Source organism: Jiangella muralis, from assembly GCF_001270745.1.
GTDB classification, from domain to species: Bacteria; Actinomycetota; Actinomycetes; order Jiangellales; family Jiangellaceae; genus Jiangella; species Jiangella muralis.
Genome location: NZ_LFXL01000032.1, coordinates 1 through 19,473 on the forward strand (window position 1 = coordinate 1; position 19,473 = coordinate 19,473).

Sequence of the window (19,473 nt, forward strand, 5' to 3'; positions counted from 1 at the left end):
GCCACACCGCGCTCGGCGGCATGTCACCAGCAGACCTCGTGCCCAACCTCCGTGGACAGAACAGCTAGCGGAGGCTGTTCAGGCGTAGGACCAGCCGGACCAGGCGGTGATCTCGATCAGGATGATCGGCCCGCGCGGCGGATCGGCTCGGTACTGGCTGTAGCGCATGCTCAGCGCGACGAGCGCACCGTCGCGGCCGTTGCCGTTGTCGAGGATGATCGCCCGGCCGTCGGCGCGGGCCCACCAGAGTTGCGTCCAGTCCTCGTCGTAGTGGTCGCACATGAGCGACACCAGCGGGTTCTCTGCGATGTTGCGCAGCCGCCGCAATGCGAGGGTGGTCTTCGGCTTCTGGTCGACGGCGATCACGATGCGGTCGGTGCCGGACGACGTCACGAGTGCGAACGTCACGGGGACCAGGTGCGGCTGACCGTCGGTGCCGGTCGTGGCAAGGTGGGCGACCCGAGCCGCCACCATCCGCTGCCTGCACGTTTCCGGCGTCAGCCGCACGACGCATCACCCCGGGGTCGAGGCTACCGGTGCGGCATCAGAGCAGCAGCGGTCCCGAGGTCGCGATGATCGGCACGACTCCGACCAGCACGAACGCCGGCAGGAAGCAGAGCCCCAGCGGCGCGGCGGCCCGAGCGCCCAAGGACCGGGCACGCGCCTCTCCGGCCCATCGGGCAGCATCGCGGGCGTCGGCGGCAACACGCTCCAGAACCGGCGACGGCGACGTTCCTCTCGTCATTGCCGCTGTGAGGGCTCTGGCCAGCGGCCGGACCGCCGGCTCGGCCGCGAGGCCGGACCAGGCCCGGTCCGGTTCGACGCCGACGCTGGCCGCCGCCGCGGCGTCGATGAGCGCGCGGCCGAGTGGTCCACCGATCGCCGCTCCGACGGACTCAGCAGCCGCCGCGGGCGGGCAACCGGCCGACAGCGCCGCCGTCATGAGGTCCGCAGCGAGCGGCAGCATCGCGACGATCCGTTCTCGGTCGCGCTTCCGAGACGCCGGTTCGAGCCGGCCCAGCCCGACCCAGGCCGCCGCAACGACGCCGGCACCGAGGACGAGTCCGGTCGCGTCGCCGAACACCAAGAACGCGGCGACGCCAGCAACCGTGGCCGCAAATCCACGACTCGTGTTGGAGACCGTGGCCGGGCCGGGAGCTTCGGGACCACCGACCCTCCCGTGGCCTTCCGCCCCGCCCCGTGGGCGCGAGCGGCCAGACCGACCGGGTTCTGTGGTACCCGCCCGCGACCTGGTCCAGCGCTGCTCACGTTGGCGCAGAACGGTACGGAGCCGGACCACTCCGGGCGCGGGCGCGAACGCCACGGCGGCTGCGAGCGCGGCGCACAGGATGGACAACAGCGTCACGGTCGGCTCACCGGCCTCGCCTCGGGCGCACGCGGAGACGACGCACGGCTCGCGGCCGCCGGCAAGCCGTGCCCAGCGCCGTCACGGCTCCCACGTCGACCTCGTCTGCCGCGACACCCGGTCGACCCAGAACAGCCCGGCCGCGACGAACAGCACGGCGAGCACCAGGCAGGCGAGCCCGTATGGCGTCCCGGTCAGGAAGCCGACCGCGGCGCCGTCACCCGCCGAGAACAGCAGCAATGTCACCGCTGGCAGGCACGCCATCAGCCGTGCCGTCGCCCGGACGGAGGCCAGCTGCGCATCGGACTCGCGCCGGACGGTCGCCTCGGCGCGTACCGAGTCGGCCACCGCGACGAGCGCCGAGGACGGTGCCGCACCCGTACGCTCCGACACCTCCCAGGCCGCCGCGACCGCGTGCAGCGCGCCAGCTCCCGGCAGTACGCCGGTGACTCGCAGGGCGTCCGAGGGATCGCCGCCGAGCGCAGCACGTCCCGCCGCGGGGCCGAACAGTTCGGGCCACTCGTCGGCGACCGCGCTCAGCGCCCGGGCAGGCGGAACACCCGAGGCGAGCTCACCCGCGAGCGCCACGCAGCCTTCTGCGACGTCGGATTCACGATGTCGCCGGGCCAGTCGCTGCCGCCGACGCCGCAGCCACACCCGTCCGAGCGGGACGGCGAGCAGACCGGCCACCAGCCCAGCCGATCCCGCGACCATGAGGCCGGTTGCCCCGGTCACGATCGCCCCGCCGATGAGTAGTACTCGCGGCGAGAGCCGCCGCAACGCACCCACAGGACGACCCGCGGGCCGGCCGAGCCGCGTCTCCAGCAATGACGGACGCCCGGCCCACACGACCGCCGCCAACCCGCCCAGCACGATCGCCAGCAGCCCCGTCACGGCTCCCACCCCCGCCCCGCGAGCAGATCGGCCAGCACACCGAACCCCGGACCGCGCGCCACCGCACCGTCGCCGTCCACCCGGAAGGCCGCCGCCGTCGCCAGCCCACCGCCACCCGGACCACCCTCGCCGCCGGCCGCACCCACCCCACCCGCACCGTCACCGCCGACCACGTCGACCTGCACCACTCGGCGCCGGCCGTCGTCGTCTCGGATGAGGTGAACCACGACATCGAGAGCCGCCCGTGCCTGTGCGTGCACCGCCGCCCGGCCCAGTCCGGCAGCCAGCCCGAGCGCCTCCAGCCGCGCCGGCACGTCCGCCGTCGAGTTGGCGTGCAGCGTGCCGCACCCGCCCTCGTGACCCGTGTTCAGCGCAGCCAGCAGGTCGACGACCTCGGCACCGCGGACCTCGCCGACAACGATCCGGTCGGGCCGCATCCGCAGCGCCTGCCGGACCAGCACGTCGAGTCCGATGCGACCGGCGCCTTCGACATTGGCCGCCCGTGCCTCGAGCCGGACCACGTGCGGGTGATCAGGACGCAACTCGCCGGCATCCTCGACGAGCACGATGCGCTCGCGTGGATCGCAGGCGCCGAGCAACGCCTCGAGCACCGTGGTCTTGCCGGAGCCCGTCCGACCCGTGATCAGGAACGCCAGCCGGGCCTGCACGAGCGCCGTCAGCCAGGGCTCCAGTGCGCCGGGGACCGTGCCCGCGGCGACGAGGTCGGCGAGGCTCAAGGCGCGCCCGGATGGGACCCGCAGCGAGATGACCGTGCCGTCCGGCGCGACCGGCGGGACGACGGCGTGCAGCCGCACGCCACCGGCCAACCGGGCGTCGACATACGGGACCGCATCGTCGAGCCGGCGGCCGGCCGAGGCGGCGAGCCGAACCGCGAGCCGCCGCACTGCGGTCTCGTCCCGGAACCGCGCGGGCTCGCGCCGCAAGCCGTCACCGTCGTCGATCCAGACCTCGTCCGGCGCATTGACGAGCACGTCCGTCACGCCGGGACGGCGCAGCAGCGGATCGAGCGGACCGGCGCCGATGATCTCGGCCCGCAGCGCCTCGGTGACCTCCAGCACCGCGGCGTCGCCGAGCACGGCGCCCTCGGAGCGCAGCAGTGCGGCGACCCGAGCGGGCGTTGGCGCCTCAGCGGCCTGCGCGAGGGTGCCCCGGATCCGGTCGAGCAGCGTTTCGTCGAACCTCATGCGCCGACCAGCCGATGGTCGCGCAGGAGCGATTCCAGTAGCCGGCCGCACCCTTGGACCAGTGGCCCCTTGTTGTCCAGGCCGGGCGATTCGCCGCGATCGAGCTGCGTGCCGAGCCGGTACTCGGCGGGCAGATGCTGGGCGAACGGCAGCCCGAGCGCCATCGCGACGTCCGGCCCACGCAGCCCGGAGGACGACGGTCCACGCGTCACCACACGCACGTCGGCGGCGAGCGTGGTGAGGCTCGCCGCGACCCGCGTGGCCGACGCGACCGCCCGCACCTCGGCCGGCACGACCAGGAGCACGGAAGCACACAGTCCGATGGCGTACTCGGCGGCAGCATCGGGCCAGCGCGGCAGATCGAGCACGACCAGGTCGGCGGCCCGTTTGGCGGCGGCCAGGACCACGTCAGCGGCGTCGGGCGCGAGCGTCAGCAGGTCGCCGCGATCCCAGGACAGGACGGCCAGCCCGTGGCGTCCGGGCAGTTCTGACCGCAGCGCCCGAGCGCCGAGCCGGCCCTTGCTGTCGGCGAGGTCGGGCCAGCGCAGGCCGGTGACGTCCTCGGCGCCGAGGACGAGGTCGAGGCCGCCGCCGAGGGGATCGAGGTCGGCCAGGATGACCGCCATCCCCTGCCGGCTTGCCGTCACCGCCAGGCCAGTGGCCAGCACGGATGCGCCAGCTCCGCCGCGACCACCCATGACGCCGACCACCAGCGCCTCCCCGTCGCCGCCCTCGGCCGCGTCGGCGAACCGGCCCGCCAGCCAGGGTTCGCCCGCCGGGAAGAACAGCACCTGTTCGGCCCCGATGGCGACGCCGCGCCGCCAGATACCGGCGTCGTCCTCGTGATCGCCGATCAGGATGACGCCCGGCCGACGTGGCAGCGACATCGCCGCGACCGCGTCGGCCTCGTCGTCGCCGACGACCACCAGTGGGACGTGTGACCAGCGTGATCGTGCAGATTCGGGGCGGTCGACGACCTCGAGCTCGACGGAAGCGGCGGCCGCGAGCCGCAGCAGATCGTCGAGGACGGCATCGTTGCGGGTGATGACCAGCGGCCGTGGTGGCGGCGGCACGTCGATCGGCCTGGCCGGGCGGCGGCGGGGGTGGGTGGCGGTGCGGGACACGGGGACCTCCGGGGATGGGTGCGGAACTCCCTTCCACCCTTGCTGTCGCGAGCGGTTCGTTCGCGGGCCGATTCGCCGAATGTGGACAACTCGGCGAATCCGCTGGGCTTGTGGACAACTGCTTGTCTGGGTGTGGGTCGCAGCCGCCGATCGGGAGGCCCTTGGCGCTGGTAACGGGCGGTGGGCGGTACGGCCGACAGCCGCAAGTCGACGGCGGACCGCTCAACGGCGCGGCCATCGATTGGGCGGAAGCCCCGCGCCCCGGCGCGTCGCGGCCAGCCAAGGGCGGGAACGGCGGCGGGCTGGGCGGGCTAGTGGGGTCGCCGACCGCGCCAACGCGTGTGGAGGTGGCGGACGACCTGACTCGTCCGGAGCACCGACGCCGCCAACGTCAGGTGCCCGGCGCCACCACCTCATGTGCCCGGCGCCCTCCAGCGCCCGGCCCAGCAGGCAACCGAGCGGCCGAGTGATCCGGAAACCGTCCCCCTCGCCCGAGGGTGGGTGACCGGCACCGGAAAAAAGACACGGCCCCTGCCGGGTGGGAGGCAGGAGCCGTGCGGACCCGGCCAGGGGGGCGGGCCGGGTCAAAAGGCGGCGGGGGGGTGCCGCCAGAACGCATCGTCCCCAACGGCGGCTGGGGCCAAACCCACGCGACGACTTTTAATCCGCGCCCGCCACGGAGTCGCCTGGGGCGCGGCTCCGGGCACACGCGGATATCCTCGTTACTCGTGGACAACGACGACCGCCCTCCGACCGCGGCGTTCTTCGACCTCGATAAGACGATCATCGCGAAGTCGAGCACGCTGGCCTTCTCCAAGAGCTTCTACCAGGGCGGTCTGATCAACCGTCGAGCTGTGCTGCGCAGCGCGTACGCCCAGTTCGTCTATCTGGTGGGCGGCGCCGACCACGACCAGATGGAGCGCATGCGCGAATACCTGTCCGGCCTGGTCACCGGCTGGGACGTGCAGGTGGTCAAGGACATCGTGGCCGAGACGCTGCACACGATCGTCGACCCGATCGTCTACGACGAGGCGGTCACGCTGATCGAGGAGCACCACCTGGCCGGCCGCGAGGTCGTCGTGGTGTCGTCGAGCGGCGCGGAGGTGGTCGAGCCGATCGGCGACATGCTGGGGGCCGACCGCGTCATCGCGACCCGCATGGTCGTGGGCGACGACGGGAAGTACACCGGCGAGATCGACTTCTACGCGTACGGCGACAACAAGGCCGAGGCGGTCCGCGAGCTGGCCAAGGACAAGGGCTACGACCTCAGCCGCAGCTACGCGTACACGGACTCGGCGACCGACCTGCCGATGCTGGAGGCGGTCGGCCACCCGTACGCCGTCAACCCCGACCGCGCGCTGCGCCGTGCCGCCGCCGACAACGGCTGGCCGGTGCTGGTGTTCTCGAAGCCGGTCGCGCTGCGCCAGCGGGCGTCGATCCGGGACGCGCCGAAGCCGGCCATCGCGGCGGCGGCGATCAGCGCGGGGGCGGCGGCCGCGGGGCTGGCCTGGTACGCCGTCCGGCGGCGCCGCTCCTGAGACCTGTGGATTGACGGAATCGGCTGGGACCTGCTGCCCCTCGGGCTAGACGAGAGCCGCGCGGCCGTCCTCCGTTGCCGCGGCGTCCCCCGCGGGTCCTCAGCACGCTGGACGTCAAGCAGTCGGCGAGCGCGATGACGGCCGGCGCGGCCGTGACGCCGCGTCGGCAAAGAAGGGCAGCGCCCGCCGAGCACCAGCGTGCACCACGGCCGCAAGTCCGCCGACGGCCCGCCTCCGGGCCGAGGCCCCCGCCGAAAGCCCGCCCGCCCCCGCCGCCCCGCAAGCGACCAGCCGACCACCGCGTCAGCACATCTCCCCGATCGACCGGCCAACGTGCGCCGAGGCGACCGATCAGCCGCCGAGTTCGTGGCCCTTCTCGCGGTAGTACGACGCCTCGTCGTCGCGGCCGAGCTCGTAGAGGACCTCGCCGAGACGGGCGATGGCGGGACCGTGGCCGGCGTCGGCGGCGCGGCGGTAGAACCGTTCCGCGGAGTCGTACTCCTGCCGCTCCACATAAGAGTCGGCCAGGAACATCCAGTTGGAGATGTTGCCGGCGGACGGGTCGGTGACCTGCGTGGAGTCGACTGTCTGGCCCGTACTAACCACCGGCTGCTGCGCCAGTGCCCGCGATCCGACCACGAGCGCCCCGGAGACGACACCACAGACGGCGAGGATCGTCGCCGACGCGGCGGTGGAGATCTCGACGTCCATGGCTATCGCCACGATCAGGGCAGCGAGCAGCACCACGACGCCGGCCAGAACGAACCACATGACGTATCTGAGCCGGTTCCCCCGGTTCACCATAATTTCCGATCATGGCCTCGATGAGCAGACCTCGCAAACGGAACGAACCGTGACCGCCGCGTGATGTCCCGATGACCAGGTAGCGGGACACAATCGGTTCATGCAGCCCGACGACGAGAGCGACGTGCCACTTGAGCTGGGCACTGTCGGTCCGACGCCCGTCGCCGACACCCCGGAGACGGACCGTCCGACGCCGCGATGGAGGGTCTGGAGCGGGCTGGGCGCGGCGCTGATCGTCGGCGCCGTCCTGGGCGTCGTCGCCAACAACGCGCGCAACGACGCCGCCGAGTACGCCGAGGTCGACCTGGTCCGCGGCTCGGTGGACGCCGAGTTCGGCTCGCCGCTGTCATCGAACTCGCAGCGGCTGTACGTCAACCTGATCAACACCGGCCCGCGTGAACTGGAGATCCTCTCCGTCGACGTCGAGGGGTTCACGTCGCTGGACGACCCCGAGGGCGGCGGATCCGTCACCGCGGCGCCGGGCGAGTGGGTCCGCGTCGGCGCGGTGGTCGAGGCGGACTGCGGCACCCGTCCGCCGGGAACGCTGCAGGTCCGCGTCCGCACGGCCTCCGGCGAGCAGACGGTCGTCGTGACCGGTCAGCCCGGCGACGACCAGCTGATCTGGGCCTGGCAGGGCGGATGTGAAACGGCCGACGGCACCGGCGTCTACGTCGGCGACACCCGGACCGTCTCGGCCGACGCGAGCGGTGCGCGCATCGTCCTGCCGGTGTCCAACGGCAGCGAGGAGCCGCTCACCGTCACCGCGCTGGAGACGACGACCCCCGGCTTCACGATGAGCACCGATCCGCTGCCGATCGACATCGGGGCCGGAGAGACCGTGCAGGTCGAAACCGTATGGACGGTGACCGACTGCGACGGCGCCGCACAGTTCGCCGAGGCGACCGTCGCCGTCAACATCCGCAACGAGAGCATGGACACCCGCGTCTCGCAGCCGCTGGGCAACCCGACACTGATCGAGCTGGTCCGCCTGGCGGTCCGCGTCTGCGAAACGTAAAGATCTGCCCGTTGCCCTATCGCGGAGCCCTCGCGATGGCCTAGAAACGAAGTATGGACCGCAAGGTCCACAGCACGGCGGAGGGAACCCACGCGGCGATCAACCCATGTACGGGCAGTCGTCCCCGGGAATGCCGGGGCGACGGACGAAAAGCACGCACTGGTAACCCGTCTCAGCTGTGTCAGCGGCGGCGCCCTACCTCACGCGGGGCGCCGCTCGCATGTGCGTGACGCCACTCCCGCGCGTCTGACACCACCGGGCCAACGCGGCGCCGCCGCTCGACATCGTTCGACCGCGACGCGCCTCCACCGCTGCACGCCGCCCGGCCCTGCGCGCGACCCATTCGGCCGGTCTGACGCCGCAAGCCGGGCCTGTCGCAGCCGCGCCGCCGCCGATCAGGTCAGCCCGCCTCGGACACCGCCGTCCGCACCCGTTCGGCCAGCGTGAGCCCCACCTCGGCGCCGCGCGCGTAGGCGTCCGCACACTGACGAATCCAGGCGCCGACGCCGTCGGGCGCGCCACTCGCGTACGCCTGTGCCACCGGTTCGTACGCCCGCTCCAACGCGCGATGCCCGGCCTCCGGCACGCTCACAGCCTTGGTGTCGACGCCCAGCGACACCAGGACGACGCGTTCGGCGGCCCGCGCGACTACGCCGTCCGCAGCGCCGAACGGACGCATCGCGAGCAGCTCACCGTGCACCAGCGCCGCGACCACGACGCCCGGCGCCTCGGTCGGTGCCGTCGCGAGCCGCAGCAACTGGTCCAGCCGTGCGGCGTCGACGGTGGCGAGTGGCCGGCCCAACTGCGACGCATCGGTGACGAGATCGCGCGCCGCCAGCATGTGCAACCGGGCCAGGGCCTGCCGTGGCGACCGTCCCCACACCTGGGCCAGTTCGGGCACGGCCGCCGTGACCCGCAGCGCGCCCTGCAGGACGGGATCGTCGACGGCCTCGGGGTCGCCGCCGTCGAGGGCCGCCGACGCCTGGGCGCCGTGGAGCGCGGACAGCGCCGCCACCCGTCCGGCGTCGCGGCGCATGACGGGATGCCGGAGCAGGGCGTCGACAGAGCTACGGGCCTGCGCGGCAGCCGCGCCGACGCCGGTCAGGGTGAGCACCCCCGCGAGCGGATCGTCCATGCCGTCAGCCTAGCCAGAAAACCCCATTGACAAAAATCTACTTTACATACAAGAATCTCTTCACATGAAGGACGTGCTGTACCTCGACGAGGTCGACAGAGCCGAAGCGCTGATGAAGCCGCAGCGCGTCGAAGTGCTGCGCCAGCTCGCCGAGCCGCACTCGTGCACCGAGGTCGCGAAGGCGCTCGGCCAGACGCCGCAGTGGGTCTATTACCACGTGAAGCGCCTGGTCGACGCCGGCCTGGCCACCCGCGTGAGCGAGCGTCGGGTGCGCGGCATCAACGAGGGCGTGTACCAGGCGACGGCGCGGTCGTACTGGCTGTCGCCGCGGCTGGTCGGCCGGCTCGGGCCACGCCGCGCCCGCGACGCGCTCAGCCTCGGCTACCTGCTCGACCTCATGGAGGACGTGCAGGACGACGTCGCGACCATCGCCGAGCTCGCCGGCAGCCCGGCCGCGCCGGAACTGCCGTCGATCGGCGTGTCCGGCGAGATCCGCGTGCGCCCCGACCGGCGCCAGGAGTTCCTCGCCGACCTCCAGTCCACCCTTCAGGACCTCTTCACCCGCTACGGCGGCGCCGAGGGCGACGAGTTCCGCCTCGCGGTCGCGCTGTACCCACGCCTCGTCAAGGAGACCCCACGATGACCCCGCCCACCCTGTTGCGCGCCCGCGCGCAGGCCCCGCTGGCCACGGTCCACCGCGCGCTCACCGACGCCGATGCCCTGCGCAGCTGGCTGGCCGAGCATGCTGACGTCGACCCCGTGCGGCAGCGGTACGTGTTCTGGGGCCGCTACACGCCCGACGGCGCCGACCCTCGGCAGCGCCTCGTCCACCTCGACGACACCACCATCCGGTTCATCTGGCCACTCGGCGACGAGGACACGACGACGGAGATCTCGCTGGCCGAGGACGGGCCGGACGCCACGCTCATCACGCTCACGCAGAGCCATGTGCCGCCGTGGAGCGTCGCCCTGGCCGAGACGCACATCCGCGGCATGCTCCCGACGTTCTGGGCGCTCTCGATCGCCAACCTCATCGACTTCGTCGAGGGCCGCGACCTCACCCCGAAGTGCGACTTCACCACGCTGCGCATGCGCGGCGAGGTGACCATCGGCGCGACGCCCGGCGAGGTCTACGACTCGCTGATCGATCCCGAGAAGTACCGCCAGTGGTTCGGCGCGAACGTCGACATCGAACAGCGTGTCGGCGGCCGGTTCGCGATGGGCAGCTTCGACCTCGACGACGAGCCGGCGATCATCGCCGAGCTGGAACCCGACCGCAAGGTGGTGCTCGAGTGGCCGTCGCTGGTCGCCACCTGGGAGCTCGAAGGCACCGACGGCGGCACTCGGCTGACGTTTGTGAACAGCGGCTTCGACGAGAAGCACCCGCCGTACGGCGGCTGGCTCGGCTGGCTCGGCGGCGTCGCGGCGCTGCGCCGCTATCACGAGGTGCGGCCTGACGTCATCTGGGTCGACATCCGCCTGCCCGGTCTCCCCGACGGCATGCTGGCGGACTGAGCCATGACCACCACCGACGTCGCGCCTCGGGCCGGTCGCCGCGAGTACGCCGGGCTGGCCGTCCTCACGCTGCCCACCACCCTCGTATCGCTGGACATGAGCGTGCTGTACCTGGCGCTGCCGCATCTCGGCGCCGACCTCGGCGCGAGCAGCCTGCAGCAGCTGTGGATCACCGACGTGTACGGGTTCATGGTCGCCGGGCTGCTGATCACGATGGGCACCATCGGCGACCGCATCGGCCGGCGCCGGCTGCTGCTCATCGGTGCCGCCGCGTTCACCGTCGCGTCGGTCGTGGCTGCCTACTCCACCAGCGCCGAGATGCTCATCGTCAGCCGCGCGCTCCTGGGTGTCGCCGGCGCGACTCTGATGCCGTCGACGCTGACCCTGATCAGCACGATGTTCCGCGACCCACGCCAGCACGGCATGGCCATCGCGATCTGGATGGCCTGCTTCATGGGCGGCCTGGCGCTCGGCCCGATCATCGGCGGCGTGTTGCTGGAGCATTTCTGGTGGGGTTCGGTGTTCCTGCTCGGCGTGCCGGTGATGCTGCTGCTCCTGGCCACCGGGCCGGCGGTGCTGCCGGAGTACCGCAACCCGGTGGGCGGGCGGCTCGACCCGGCCAGCGTGGCGCTCTGCCTGGGGACCGTGCTGCCGCTGGTCTACGGGCTGAAGGAGATCTCCCGCGACGGTGTCAGGGTGCTGCCCGCGGTGGCGGTCGTCGTCGGGCTGCTGGCCGGACGCTGGTTCGTCCGGCGACAGCGGCGACTGGCCGAGCCGATGCTCGACCTACGGTTGTTCGGCAATCGGACGTTCACCGCCGGGCTGACCATCTCGACGATCGCCGGGGTCATGGCCGGCAGCCAGCTGTTCGTCTACCTGTACCTCCAACTGGTGGCCGGCCTGTCGCCGCTCGACGCCGCGCTGTGGCTGCTGCCGTCGGCGCTGGTGACGATCGTCAGCCTGCAGGTCGCGCCGCTGCTGGCCCGGCGGTTCGCGCCGGCACGGGTCATGGCGGCCGGTCTGGTGCTCGTCGCCGCGGGATACGTCCTGCTCACCCGGGTCGATGGATCCGGCTCGCTCGGGCTGCTGATCACCGGTCTCGTGGTGACGGCGGTCGGCATCGGGCCGATGGCCGGGCTCAGCATGGGGCTGGCGCTCGGCTCCGTCCGGCCCGAGCAGGCCGGCTCCGCGGCGGCCATGTCCGAGACGGCGGGCGAGTTCGGCATCGCCGCCGGGGTCGCCGTCATGGGGGTCATCGGCACCGCGATCTACCGCCACGGCGCCGACGCCGACCAGCTGCCCGCGCCCGGCGGCGACCTGGCCGCCGGCGTACGCGACGCGCTGGCCGGCGCACTCAACGGCACGGCCACCGTGAGCGCGGTGATCGCCGTAGGCCTCGGCGTGCTCGCGCTGGCCGGCCTACGCCACGTCCGGCCGGTCGGCGCCGAGGAGTCGACGTGACCCCAGGCGGCGCGAGCCTGAGCGACCCTGCGCCCATTCAGCGGAGTACCGGCACGGGGCAATCGGCCGGACGACGCCAGGCTGGACCACCGGCGCACCCACGACAAGGCGCCGGTATGGGCCGAGCGACCGGACGACGCGAGCCCGAGCGGCCGGCACCCTTACGACAGAGCACCGGCACGGGTCAGCGACCCAGCCCGACGCGAACCCGAGCGACCGCCACGGGTCAGCGACCCAGCCCGACGCGAACCCGAGCGACCGCCACACGCACGACGAGGCACCGGCATGGGCCGAGCGACTGGACGACGCGCGGCCCGGGCGACCCGGCGGCCCCCGACGGGCCGCCGGCATGGAGTCAGCGACCCGGCGACGCGAGTCCGGGAGACCGGCGCCCACACGACGGAGCGCCGGCATGGGCAAGGGATCCTGCGACGCGAGCGCGGACCAGGGCAGCAGCGTGAGCACCACGGTGTGGTCGTCCGCGGCGTGGCTGACGGAGGCGACCGGCTGGCTCGACGACCGGCTCGCCGAGGCAGGCCGGGTCCGCACCGGTCCAGTGAGCCGGCCGCACCTGCGCCCATGGGGCACGGTCCTCACGGCGCCGACCGACCACGGCCCGGTCTGGCTCAAGGCGCCGGGCCCGGAGACGGCCTTCGAGGTGCCGTTGTACGGGCTGCTGGCGCGAGTCGTGCCTGACCACGTGCTGGTGCCGATCGCCGCCGACGCAGAGCACGGCAGGCTGCTGCTCCCCGACGGCGGCCCGCCCGTGGGCGACGGGCCGAAAGCCGAGGACCTGCCGGACGTGCTGGCGACGATCGTGCCGCAGTACGCCGCACTGCAGCGCGTCCTCGCCGGCCACGTCGACGACCTCGTCAGATTCGGCGTGGCCGACATGCGGCCGGCGACGTTGCCCGACCGGCTGGACGAGGCCGTCGATGCGATCGGGCGCTACCTCGGCCGGCACGCCTCCGACGACGACCGCGCCGCCCTGCGCCGGGTCGCCGCCGCCCGGCCAGCGGTCGTGGAGTGGTGCGATCGGCTGGCGGGCGGGGTTGCGCCGGCCAGCCTGGACCACAACGACCTGCACGTCTGGAACATCCTGACGACGCCGTCGGGCCGGCCTCGCTTCTACGACTGGGGCGACGCCGTCGTGGCGCACCCGTTCGCCAGCATGCTGGTGACGCTCGGCTTCCTGCGCTCCGAACTACGGCTCACCGACGACGACCCACGGCTGCTGCGGGTGCGCGACGCCTACCTCGCGGAGTTCGCCGACCTCGGCTCGCGGGCGGCGCTGGTGCCAGAGCTCGAACTGGCCTGCCGCGTCGGCTCCATCGCGCGGTCGTTGGTGTGGCTGCGGGCGGTCCGGACGGAGGACTTCGAGCAGGCCGGCGCATTCGGCCGGGCGCCGTTGGAGACACTGGCCGCACTGTTGGCGGAGTCGCCGTTCGACCTCGGCTGACGCAGCGATCCGGCCCACCAGACCACGTTCACCGGACGACTCCGGCCAGGACGTTGCGCACCTCGGCACCGGACCAGCCGAGGCCGGCCGAACCCTTCGGGGTCGCCGGTGACGCTCGCCAGGCGACCGCGCTGGACGGCCACGTCTGCCGCCGTCGATCGAGCCATGACGCACCTCCTCCGGGCGCAGGTCGGCTGGCCGGCACCGTCCGCAGCACGGGCGGCGACGGCCAGGCATGGACTTGCAAAGCGGCTGGACACCCAGCGCCGCTCGGCGGACCGGCGCGACCGCTCAGCGGACCGGTCCTCGCGGGCCGGCGACGCCCAGCCACGGGCTTGCTCAGCGGCTGGACACCCAGCCGCCGCGACGCTGCGGCCCCCAGCCGGGACGCGCCGGCGGCCAATCGCGCCGCTCAGCGGACCGGTCCTCGCGGCCCGGCGACGCCCAGCCACGGGCTTGCTCAGCGGCTGGACACCCAGCCGCCGCGACGCTGCGGCCCCCAGCCGGGACGCGCCGGCGGCCAATCGCGCCGCTCAGCGGACCGGTCCTCGCGGCCCGGCGACGCCCAGCCACGGGCTTGCTCAGCGGCTGGACACCCAGCCGCCGCGACGCTGCGGCCCCCAGCCGGGACGCGCCGGCGGCCAATCGCGCCGCTCAGCGGACCGGTCCTCGCGGCCCGGCGACGCCCAGCCACGGCGGCTCGGCTCGTCCGAACCCGCCTGACTCGAACCGTCGCGGCCGAAATCGTCCCAGCCACGGCGGCTCGACCCGTCCCAGCGACCACCGGGCGGACCCCAGCCACGACGACCGGGCGAACCCCAGCCGGAAGCTCCCCAGCCGGACCGCGGGCCGCCGTCGTGCCCGTACCAGTGCCGACGCCGTCCGGGCGGCCCGCCGAACAGGAACAGCAGTCCGAACACGAACAGCAGCCACGGCGCCGTCCAGACGATGAGGAACAGCAGCCCGCCGAACGCCATCATCGCCACGGGCGCCAGGAGCAGCAACCGGGGCAACGACCGCGGCCCACGCGCCCGCGGCTCCGGCGACGAACCGGCCCGGACGGCGATCGGCTGCGGCAGGTCGGTGAAGAGCTCGTCGAGGTCGTCGGCGTACCGCGCCGACCAGGCGCGGCCGGACCGCTCGTCGAACTCGTCCTTGGTGAGCCGGCCCGCGGCGAAGTGCTCGCCAAGGGCGGACACGGCGGCGTCGCGTTCGGCGTCGCCGACCCGGAAGGCCGGCCCGCTCATCGGGGGCCACCTTCCTGGTCGTCACCGTCGGCCAGGATGCCGTACAGCTTGCGCCGGGTGTCAGCCAGCACCTCGCGGGCGCGGGCCTGCTGGTCGGCGCTGCCCGTGGCCATGATCTGCCACAACGCCTGTGCCGTCTGGCCGACGAGCGGACGCAGCCCGGCCGCGTCGTCGTCCTCGGCGTTGGCCGACATCGACTCCCACGGCGCGTTGACCTCGGCCTCGTGCTCTTGGACGTACGTCTCGCCCTCGGAGGTCAGCCGGAACGTGCGCCGGCCGCTTGCCTCGTCGGCCTGGATGAGCCCCTCGTCCTCGAGCTGCTGCAGCGTCGGGTAGATCGAGCCGGGGCTCGGCTTCCATGCGCCGCCGCTGCGCTCGGCGATCTCCTGGATCATCTGGTAACCGTTCATCGGCCGGTCGGCCAGCACGCCCAGGATCGCCGCGCGGATGTCGCCACGGCGCGCCTTCGGGCCTCGCCGCGCCCAAGGCGGCCCACCCCACGGGCCACCGCCCCACGGCGGTCCACCCCAGGAGCCGCGGCCCCCTCCGAACATGTCCCATGGCCCGGAGCCGTGTCCTCCGCGTCGTCCGTGCATCGCCCTCACCCACTCTTCCGTTGAACGGTCGCGATACTTAGACGATATATCGCGATCGTTCAGGCGACAACCCCTTGGGCGGAGTTACGCTCACGAGGTGACGACCGACGAGTTCCATCTGCGCGCCAGTTCCTTCGGCGGGGTCGCCGACGTCTACGAACGCGCCCGGCCCGGCTACCCGGACGACGCGGTGCGCTGGCTGACCGGCGAGCGGCCCGTGCGGGTCCTCGACCTCGGCGCCGGGACCGGCAAGCTGACCAGGTCACTCGTCGCCGCCGGACACCAGGTCGTCGCGGTCGACCCGTCCGAGCCGATGCTCACCCAACTGCGGACGGCGCTCCCCGAGGTCGACGCGCGGGCCGGGACGGCGGAGCGGCTGCCGCTCGATGACGCGTCGGTCGACGTCGTGACGGCGGGCCAGGCGTACCACTGGTTCGACCCGGCGACGGCGCTACCCGAGATCGCCCGCGTGCTGCGTCCGGGCGGACGGCTCGGGCTGGTGTGGAACCTGCGCGACGACTCCGTCGGCTGGGTCGACGAGCTGTGGTCGATGTTCGGCGACCACGAGGGCCGCCGCGCCGACGACCCGCAGGTCATCCGGCCGTTCGGGCCGATCGAGCAGCGGACGTTCCGGCACGAGCAGCGACTGGACCGCGACGGCCTGCTCGGCCTCATCGCGTCGCGCTCGTATGTCGCGATCCTCGCCACGCCCGAACGCGAGACGCTGCTGGCCCGGGTCGGCGCACTCTACGACCGCGTCGCCGGCCCCGGCGGCGTCGTGCTGCCGTACCGGACGCACTGCTACCGCTCGACCCGCGCCTGACGGAGTTCGCGGCGGCCGCACCCACGCCGGACGAGGCATCCGGCACACCGCATCCGCGCCAAGACAACGCGACCTGCGGGGACATTCCACGCCGGACACGGACGGACGGGGTGGATTCGCGCGGCCCGGGTAGGTAAGGCTAGCCTCTGCTCATGCCCGCACCCGCCGTCGCCCGGCCGCCCGAGCCGTCCGGCAGCAGCACCGCCGCGACCGGCTCCGGCTCCGGCAGCACCGCCCGGGACGGCTCCGGCAGCACCGCCCGGGAGAGCGCCCGCGCCGCCGGCACGACCGGTTCCGGCAGCGCAGCGACCGGCACCGCCGATCCGACCAGCGCCGCCTCCACGACCGACGACGCCGCGAGGGCGGCCGCCGGGCTGGTGCGCACGACCCGCGGCCGCCTGCTGTGGCTGGGCGTCTGCGTGGTCGTGCTGGCCGTGACCTGCCTGGCCAGCATCGCGATCGGTGCGAAGTACATCCCGCTGGACGAGGTCGTGCGGGCGCTGTTCGACTCCGGAGACGCGAATAACCAGGTCATCGTCGGAGACATGCGGGTCAACCGGACGCTGCTCGGCGTGATCTGCGGCATCGCGCTCGGCCTGGCCGGCACGCTCATGCAGGCGCTCACCCGCAACCCGCTGGCCGACCCCGGCATCCTCGGCGTCAACGCCGGTGCCGCGTTCGCCGTCGTGCTCGGCGTGACGCTGTTCGGCTCGATGAGCCTGTACGGCTACATCTGGTTCGCGTTCGGCGGCGCGGCGCTGGCCAGCGTCGTCGTCTATGCGCTGGCCTCGCTGGGACGGGGGCAGGCGTCGCCGGTGCGGCTGGCGCTGTCCGGCATCGCGCTGGCGGCGGTGCTGCTCGGGTTCACCCAGGCGATGGTGATCATGGACCCGGAGGTGCTCGACGTCTACCGGTTCTGGCAGGTCGGGTCGCTGGCCGGGCGCGACGTCGAGACCGTCGGGTCGGTGCTGCCTTTCATCGTGGTCGGAGTGCTGCTGGCGCTGGGACTGGCCCGCACTCTGGACGCGATGGCGCTCGGCGACGACACCGCGGCGGCGCTCGGCGTGAACGTGCTGCTGGCCCGCGTGATCGGCGTGCTGGCGGTGACGCTGCTGTGCGGCGCGGCGACCGCGGCGATGGGCCCGGTCGCGTTCGTCGGGCTGATCGTGCCGCACATCGTGCGCGCGTTCACCGGACCCGACCAACGCTGGATCCTGCCGTTCTGTCTGGTCGTCTCGCCGATCCTGCTGCTGGCGTCGGACATCGTCGGCCGGGTGGTGCTGTCGACCGGCGAGCTGCAGGTCGGCATCGTCACGACGGTCATCGGCGGGCCGGTGCTGATCGCGCTGGTGCGCCGCCGCCGGATGGTGGCCTCGTGACCGCCCCGACGACGCCCGCCCCGGCCGACGCGGGCCGGGCGACCCGGCGGATCACGGTCGCGCCGACCGACCTGTCGCCCACCGGCTACGTGCTGCGCGGGCCGGGCGAGTTGTCCGTCCGCTTCGACCGCCGCGTCGTACTGATGTGCGGGCTACTCGTCGCGCTGCTGATCGCGGTGTTCCTGACGTCGCTTGCGGTCGGCGACTTCACCATCTCGCCGGGCGACGTGGTCCGGACGTTGTTCGGCAACCCGCCGGACCCGCTGGCCGACTTCATCGTCAACGGCCGCCGGCTGCCACGCGTGCTGGTGGCGTTCCTGGTCGGCGGCGCGCTGGGCGCGTCCGGCGCGGTGTTCCAGAGCCTCTCGCGCAACCCGCTGGGCAGCCCGGACGTGATCGGCTTCACCTCCGGCGCGTCGGCCGGCGCGGTGTTCGTAATCCTGGTGACGGGCGGCAGCATGCTGCAGGTCGCCGGCGGCGCCGTCATCGGCGGGCTGGCCACCGCGATCGCCGTCTACCTGCTGGCGTACAAGCGCGGCGTCCAGGGCTTCCGGCTGATCCTCGTCGGCATCGCCGCCGGCGCCATGCTGACGTCGGCGGTCCACTACATGTTGATGCGCGCGGAGCTGATCCAGGCGGCCAGCGCGCAGATCTGGCTCACCGGCTCGCTGAACACCCGGGCCTGGGACCACGTCATCGCCGTCGGCGTCGGCGTCGCGCTGGTCACGCCGATGCTCGCCGTCCTGTCGCGGCCGATGCGGCTGATCGAGATGGGCGACGAGGCGGCGACGGGCCTCGGTGTCAACGCGGAGCGGACGCGGCTGGGCATGCTGCTCGCCGCGACGGTGCTCGCGGCCATCGCCGTCGCGGCGGCGGGGCCGATCGCGTTCATCGCGCTGTCGGCACCACACCTGGCCCGGCGGCTGACCGGGGCGTCCGGCGCGGCGACCGGCGCGGCCGCGCTGATGGGCGCCGCACTGCTGGGCGTCAGTGACCTCGTCGCCCAATGGGTGCTGCCGACACCGCTGCCGGTCGGCGTGGTGACGGTGTGCATCGGCGGCGTGTACCTCGTCTGGCTCCTCGCGCGAGAAGGGCGGCGCAACCATGTCTGAACCCCGGCTGCACGGGAACGACCTCACGCTCGCGTACGACGAGCGGGTCATCTCCCGCGAGCTGTCCGTGTCGATCCCGGACGGGTCGTTCACGGTCATCGTCGGGCCGAACGCGTGTGGCAAGTCGACGCTGCTGCGCGCACTCGCCCGCATGCTCAAGCCGTCGGCCGGCGCCGTGCACCTGGACGGCCAGCTGATCACCCAGTACTCGACGAAGGAGGCGGCGCGCCGGCTCGGGCTGCTGCCGCAGTCGTCGATCGCGCCCGAGGGCATCACCGTCGCCGACCTCGTCTCGCGCGGCCGGTACCCGCACCAGCGGCTGTTCCGGCAGTGGTCCGCGGCCGACACCGAGGCGGTCGCGGACGCGATGGCGAACACCGGCATCACCGACCTGCGGCACCGCCGGGTGGACGAGTTGTCCGGCGGGCAGCGGCAGCGGGTCTGGCTGGCGATGGTGCTGGCGCAACAGACGCCGATCCTGCTGCTGGACGAGCCGACGACGTTCCTCGACATCGCGCACCAGATCGAGGTGCTCGACCTCTGCCACGACCTGCACGTGTCGCACGGCCGCACGCTGGTCGCCGTCCTGCACGACCTCAACCACGCCTGCCGCTACGCGACCCACCTGATCGCGATGCGCGACGGCGAGATCGTCGCCGAGGGCGCGCCGTCGGCCATTGTCGACGAGACGCTGGTGCGCGACGTGTTCGGGCTGGCCTGCCGCATCATCGACGACCCCGAGACCGGGACGCCGCTGGTCATCCCCGCCGCGAAGCAGCGGGTCGTCACCACCGCGTGAG

At 73.1% G+C, this 19,473-nt stretch carries 19 protein-coding genes; 10 read left to right on the forward strand and 9 right to left on the reverse strand.

Annotation, left to right across the window (positions count from 1 at the left end; genetic code table 11):
- Positions 1–78: 78 nt before the first annotated feature.
- The 5 genes from ACW62_RS25095 to ssd all read right to left on the reverse strand — a co-directional run bounded on the left by ACW62_RS25095 (position 79) and on the right by ssd (position 4,589).
- Positions 79–507 carry a TIGR03668 family PPOX class F420-dependent oxidoreductase gene (locus ACW62_RS25095; protein ID WP_053206857.1) on the reverse strand — a complete coding sequence of 143 codons (429 nt, stop codon included), beginning with the start codon at positions 505–507 and terminating at the stop codon, positions 79–81.
- A 37-nt stretch (positions 508–544) separates the two neighbouring features.
- Positions 545–1,366, reverse strand: coding sequence for a type II secretion system F family protein (locus tag ACW62_RS25100; RefSeq protein WP_157574964.1), 822 nt, complete (start codon positions 1,364–1,366; stop codon positions 545–547).
- Between the two features lie 81 nt (positions 1,367–1,447).
- Positions 1,448–2,260 (reverse strand): type II secretion system F family protein, encoded by an 813-nt coding sequence (locus ACW62_RS25105; RefSeq protein ID WP_157574965.1) that lies wholly within the window; start codon positions 2,258–2,260, stop codon positions 1,448–1,450.
- Positions 2,257–3,465, reverse strand: coding sequence for a TadA family conjugal transfer-associated ATPase (locus ACW62_RS25110; protein ID WP_053206860.1), 1,209 nt, complete (start codon positions 3,463–3,465; stop codon positions 2,257–2,259). Before ACW62_RS25110 ends, ACW62_RS25105 begins: the two co-directional genes overlap by 4 nt.
- Positions 3,462–4,589, reverse strand: coding sequence for a septum site-determining protein Ssd (gene ssd / locus ACW62_RS25115; protein ID WP_083460153.1), 1,128 nt, complete (start codon positions 4,587–4,589; stop codon positions 3,462–3,464). Before ssd ends, ACW62_RS25110 begins: the two co-directional genes overlap by 4 nt.
- A 728-nt stretch (positions 4,590–5,317) precedes the next feature.
- Here ssd and ACW62_RS25120 point away from each other — a divergent pair.
- The gene (locus ACW62_RS25120; protein ID WP_205629587.1) at positions 5,318–6,127 is read left to right on the forward strand and encodes an HAD family hydrolase; all 810 of its coding nucleotides are present in this window, start codon (positions 5,318–5,320) and stop codon (positions 6,125–6,127) included.
- Positions 6,128–6,478: 351 nt separating this feature from the next.
- Here ACW62_RS25120 and ACW62_RS25125 read toward each other — a convergent pair whose 3' ends face one another.
- On the reverse strand, positions 6,479–6,931 hold the full coding sequence (locus ACW62_RS25125) for a tetratricopeptide repeat protein (protein ID WP_053206861.1): 453 nt from the start codon (positions 6,929–6,931) through the stop codon (positions 6,479–6,481).
- Between the two features lie 100 nt (positions 6,932–7,031).
- Here ACW62_RS25125 and ACW62_RS25130 point away from each other — a divergent pair, with 100 nt between their 5' ends.
- Positions 7,032–7,946 carry a hypothetical protein gene (locus tag ACW62_RS25130; RefSeq protein ID WP_053206862.1) on the forward strand — a complete coding sequence of 305 codons (915 nt, stop codon included), beginning with the start codon at positions 7,032–7,034 and terminating at the stop codon, positions 7,944–7,946.
- A gap of 400 nt (positions 7,947–8,346) precedes the next feature.
- Here ACW62_RS25130 and ACW62_RS25135 read toward each other — a convergent pair whose 3' ends face one another.
- A complete protein-coding gene (locus ACW62_RS25135; protein WP_053206863.1) occupies positions 8,347–9,081 on the reverse strand; it encodes a Fic family protein in 735 nt (244 codons plus the stop codon).
- 64 nt (positions 9,082–9,145) lie between these two features.
- Here ACW62_RS25135 and ACW62_RS25140 point away from each other — a divergent pair, with 64 nt between their 5' ends.
- From ACW62_RS25140 to ACW62_RS25155, 4 genes are all read left to right on the forward strand, one after another.
- Positions 9,146–9,724: a winged helix-turn-helix domain-containing protein gene (locus ACW62_RS25140; protein WP_053206864.1), complete on the forward strand. Its 579-nt coding sequence runs from the start codon at positions 9,146–9,148 to the stop codon at positions 9,722–9,724.
- On the forward strand, positions 9,721–10,596 hold the full coding sequence (locus ACW62_RS25145; RefSeq protein ID WP_053206865.1) for an SRPBCC family protein: 876 nt from the start codon (positions 9,721–9,723) through the stop codon (positions 10,594–10,596). The genes ACW62_RS25140 and ACW62_RS25145 overlap by 4 nt, the downstream gene beginning before the upstream one ends.
- Before the next feature lie 3 nt (positions 10,597–10,599).
- Entirely contained in the window at positions 10,600–12,057 is a 1,458-nt protein-coding gene (locus ACW62_RS25150; RefSeq protein WP_053206866.1) for an MFS transporter, read from the forward strand.
- Positions 12,058–12,469: 412 nt separating this feature from the next.
- Positions 12,470–13,516 (forward strand): phosphotransferase, encoded by a 1,047-nt coding sequence (locus tag ACW62_RS25155; RefSeq protein WP_053206867.1) that lies wholly within the window; start codon positions 12,470–12,472, stop codon positions 13,514–13,516.
- A gap of 581 nt (positions 13,517–14,097) precedes the next feature.
- On the opposite strand, the gene ACW62_RS25160 is transcribed toward ACW62_RS25155, so the two are convergent.
- Positions 14,098–14,763, reverse strand: a complete 666-nt coding sequence (locus ACW62_RS25160) for a DUF1707 SHOCT-like domain-containing protein (protein ID WP_053206868.1) — start codon at positions 14,761–14,763, stop codon at positions 14,098–14,100.
- Complete coding sequence (locus tag ACW62_RS25165) at positions 14,760–15,191, reverse strand: PadR family transcriptional regulator (RefSeq protein WP_240477414.1); 432 nt, start codon at positions 15,189–15,191, stop codon at positions 14,760–14,762. The genes ACW62_RS25160 and ACW62_RS25165 overlap by 4 nt, the downstream gene beginning before the upstream one ends.
- A gap of 265 nt (positions 15,192–15,456) precedes the next feature.
- Between ACW62_RS25165 and ACW62_RS25170 the strand changes: the two genes are divergently transcribed.
- The 4 genes from ACW62_RS25170 (at position 15,457) to ACW62_RS25185 (ending at position 19,472) form a co-directional block, all read left to right on the forward strand.
- Positions 15,457–16,182, forward strand: a complete 726-nt coding sequence (locus ACW62_RS25170) for a class I SAM-dependent methyltransferase (RefSeq protein ID WP_240477415.1) — start codon at positions 15,457–15,459, stop codon at positions 16,180–16,182.
- A gap of 152 nt (positions 16,183–16,334) precedes the next feature.
- A complete protein-coding gene (locus ACW62_RS25175; RefSeq protein ID WP_083460155.1) occupies positions 16,335–17,561 on the forward strand; it encodes a FecCD family ABC transporter permease in 1,227 nt (408 codons plus the stop codon).
- Complete coding sequence (locus ACW62_RS25180) at positions 17,558–18,673, forward strand: FecCD family ABC transporter permease (RefSeq protein ID WP_240477416.1); 1,116 nt, start codon at positions 17,558–17,560, stop codon at positions 18,671–18,673. The genes ACW62_RS25175 and ACW62_RS25180 overlap by 4 nt, the downstream gene beginning before the upstream one ends.
- Positions 18,666–19,472, forward strand: coding sequence for an ABC transporter ATP-binding protein (locus ACW62_RS25185; RefSeq protein WP_053206870.1), 807 nt, complete (start codon positions 18,666–18,668; stop codon positions 19,470–19,472). The genes ACW62_RS25180 and ACW62_RS25185 overlap by 8 nt, the downstream gene beginning before the upstream one ends.
- Position 19,473: the final 1 nt, after the last annotated feature.

Excerpts from the sequence above, each read along its gene's own strand:
- ACW62_RS25175 (WP_083460155.1), top strand. The coding sequence starts at position 16,335 with ATGCCCGCACCCGCCGTCGCCCGGCCGCCCGAGCCGTCCGGCAGCAGC.
- ACW62_RS25140 (WP_053206864.1), top strand. The coding sequence starts at position 9,146 with ATGAAGGACGTGCTGTACCTCGACGAGGTCGACAGAGCCGAAGCGCTG.
- ACW62_RS25160 (WP_053206868.1), bottom strand. The coding sequence starts at position 14,763 with ATGAGCGGGCCGGCCTTCCGGGTCGGCGACGCCGAACGCGACGCCGCC.
- ACW62_RS25155 (WP_053206867.1), top strand. The coding sequence starts at position 12,470 with ATGGGCAAGGGATCCTGCGACGCGAGCGCGGACCAGGGCAGCAGCGTG.
- ACW62_RS25185 (WP_053206870.1), top strand. The coding sequence starts at position 18,666 with ATGTCTGAACCCCGGCTGCACGGGAACGACCTCACGCTCGCGTACGAC.
- ACW62_RS25130 (WP_053206862.1), top strand. The coding sequence starts at position 7,032 with ATGCAGCCCGACGACGAGAGCGACGTGCCACTTGAGCTGGGCACTGTC.
- ACW62_RS25110 (WP_053206860.1), bottom strand. The coding sequence starts at position 3,465 with ATGAGGTTCGACGAAACGCTGCTCGACCGGATCCGGGGCACCCTCGCG.
- ACW62_RS25150 (WP_053206866.1), top strand. The coding sequence starts at position 10,600 with ATGACCACCACCGACGTCGCGCCTCGGGCCGGTCGCCGCGAGTACGCC.
- ACW62_RS25135 (WP_053206863.1), bottom strand. The coding sequence starts at position 9,081 with ATGGACGATCCGCTCGCGGGGGTGCTCACCCTGACCGGCGTCGGCGCG.
- ACW62_RS25125 (WP_053206861.1), bottom strand. The coding sequence starts at position 6,931 with ATGGTGAACCGGGGGAACCGGCTCAGATACGTCATGTGGTTCGTTCTG.
- ACW62_RS25145 (WP_053206865.1), top strand. The coding sequence starts at position 9,721 with ATGACCCCGCCCACCCTGTTGCGCGCCCGCGCGCAGGCCCCGCTGGCC.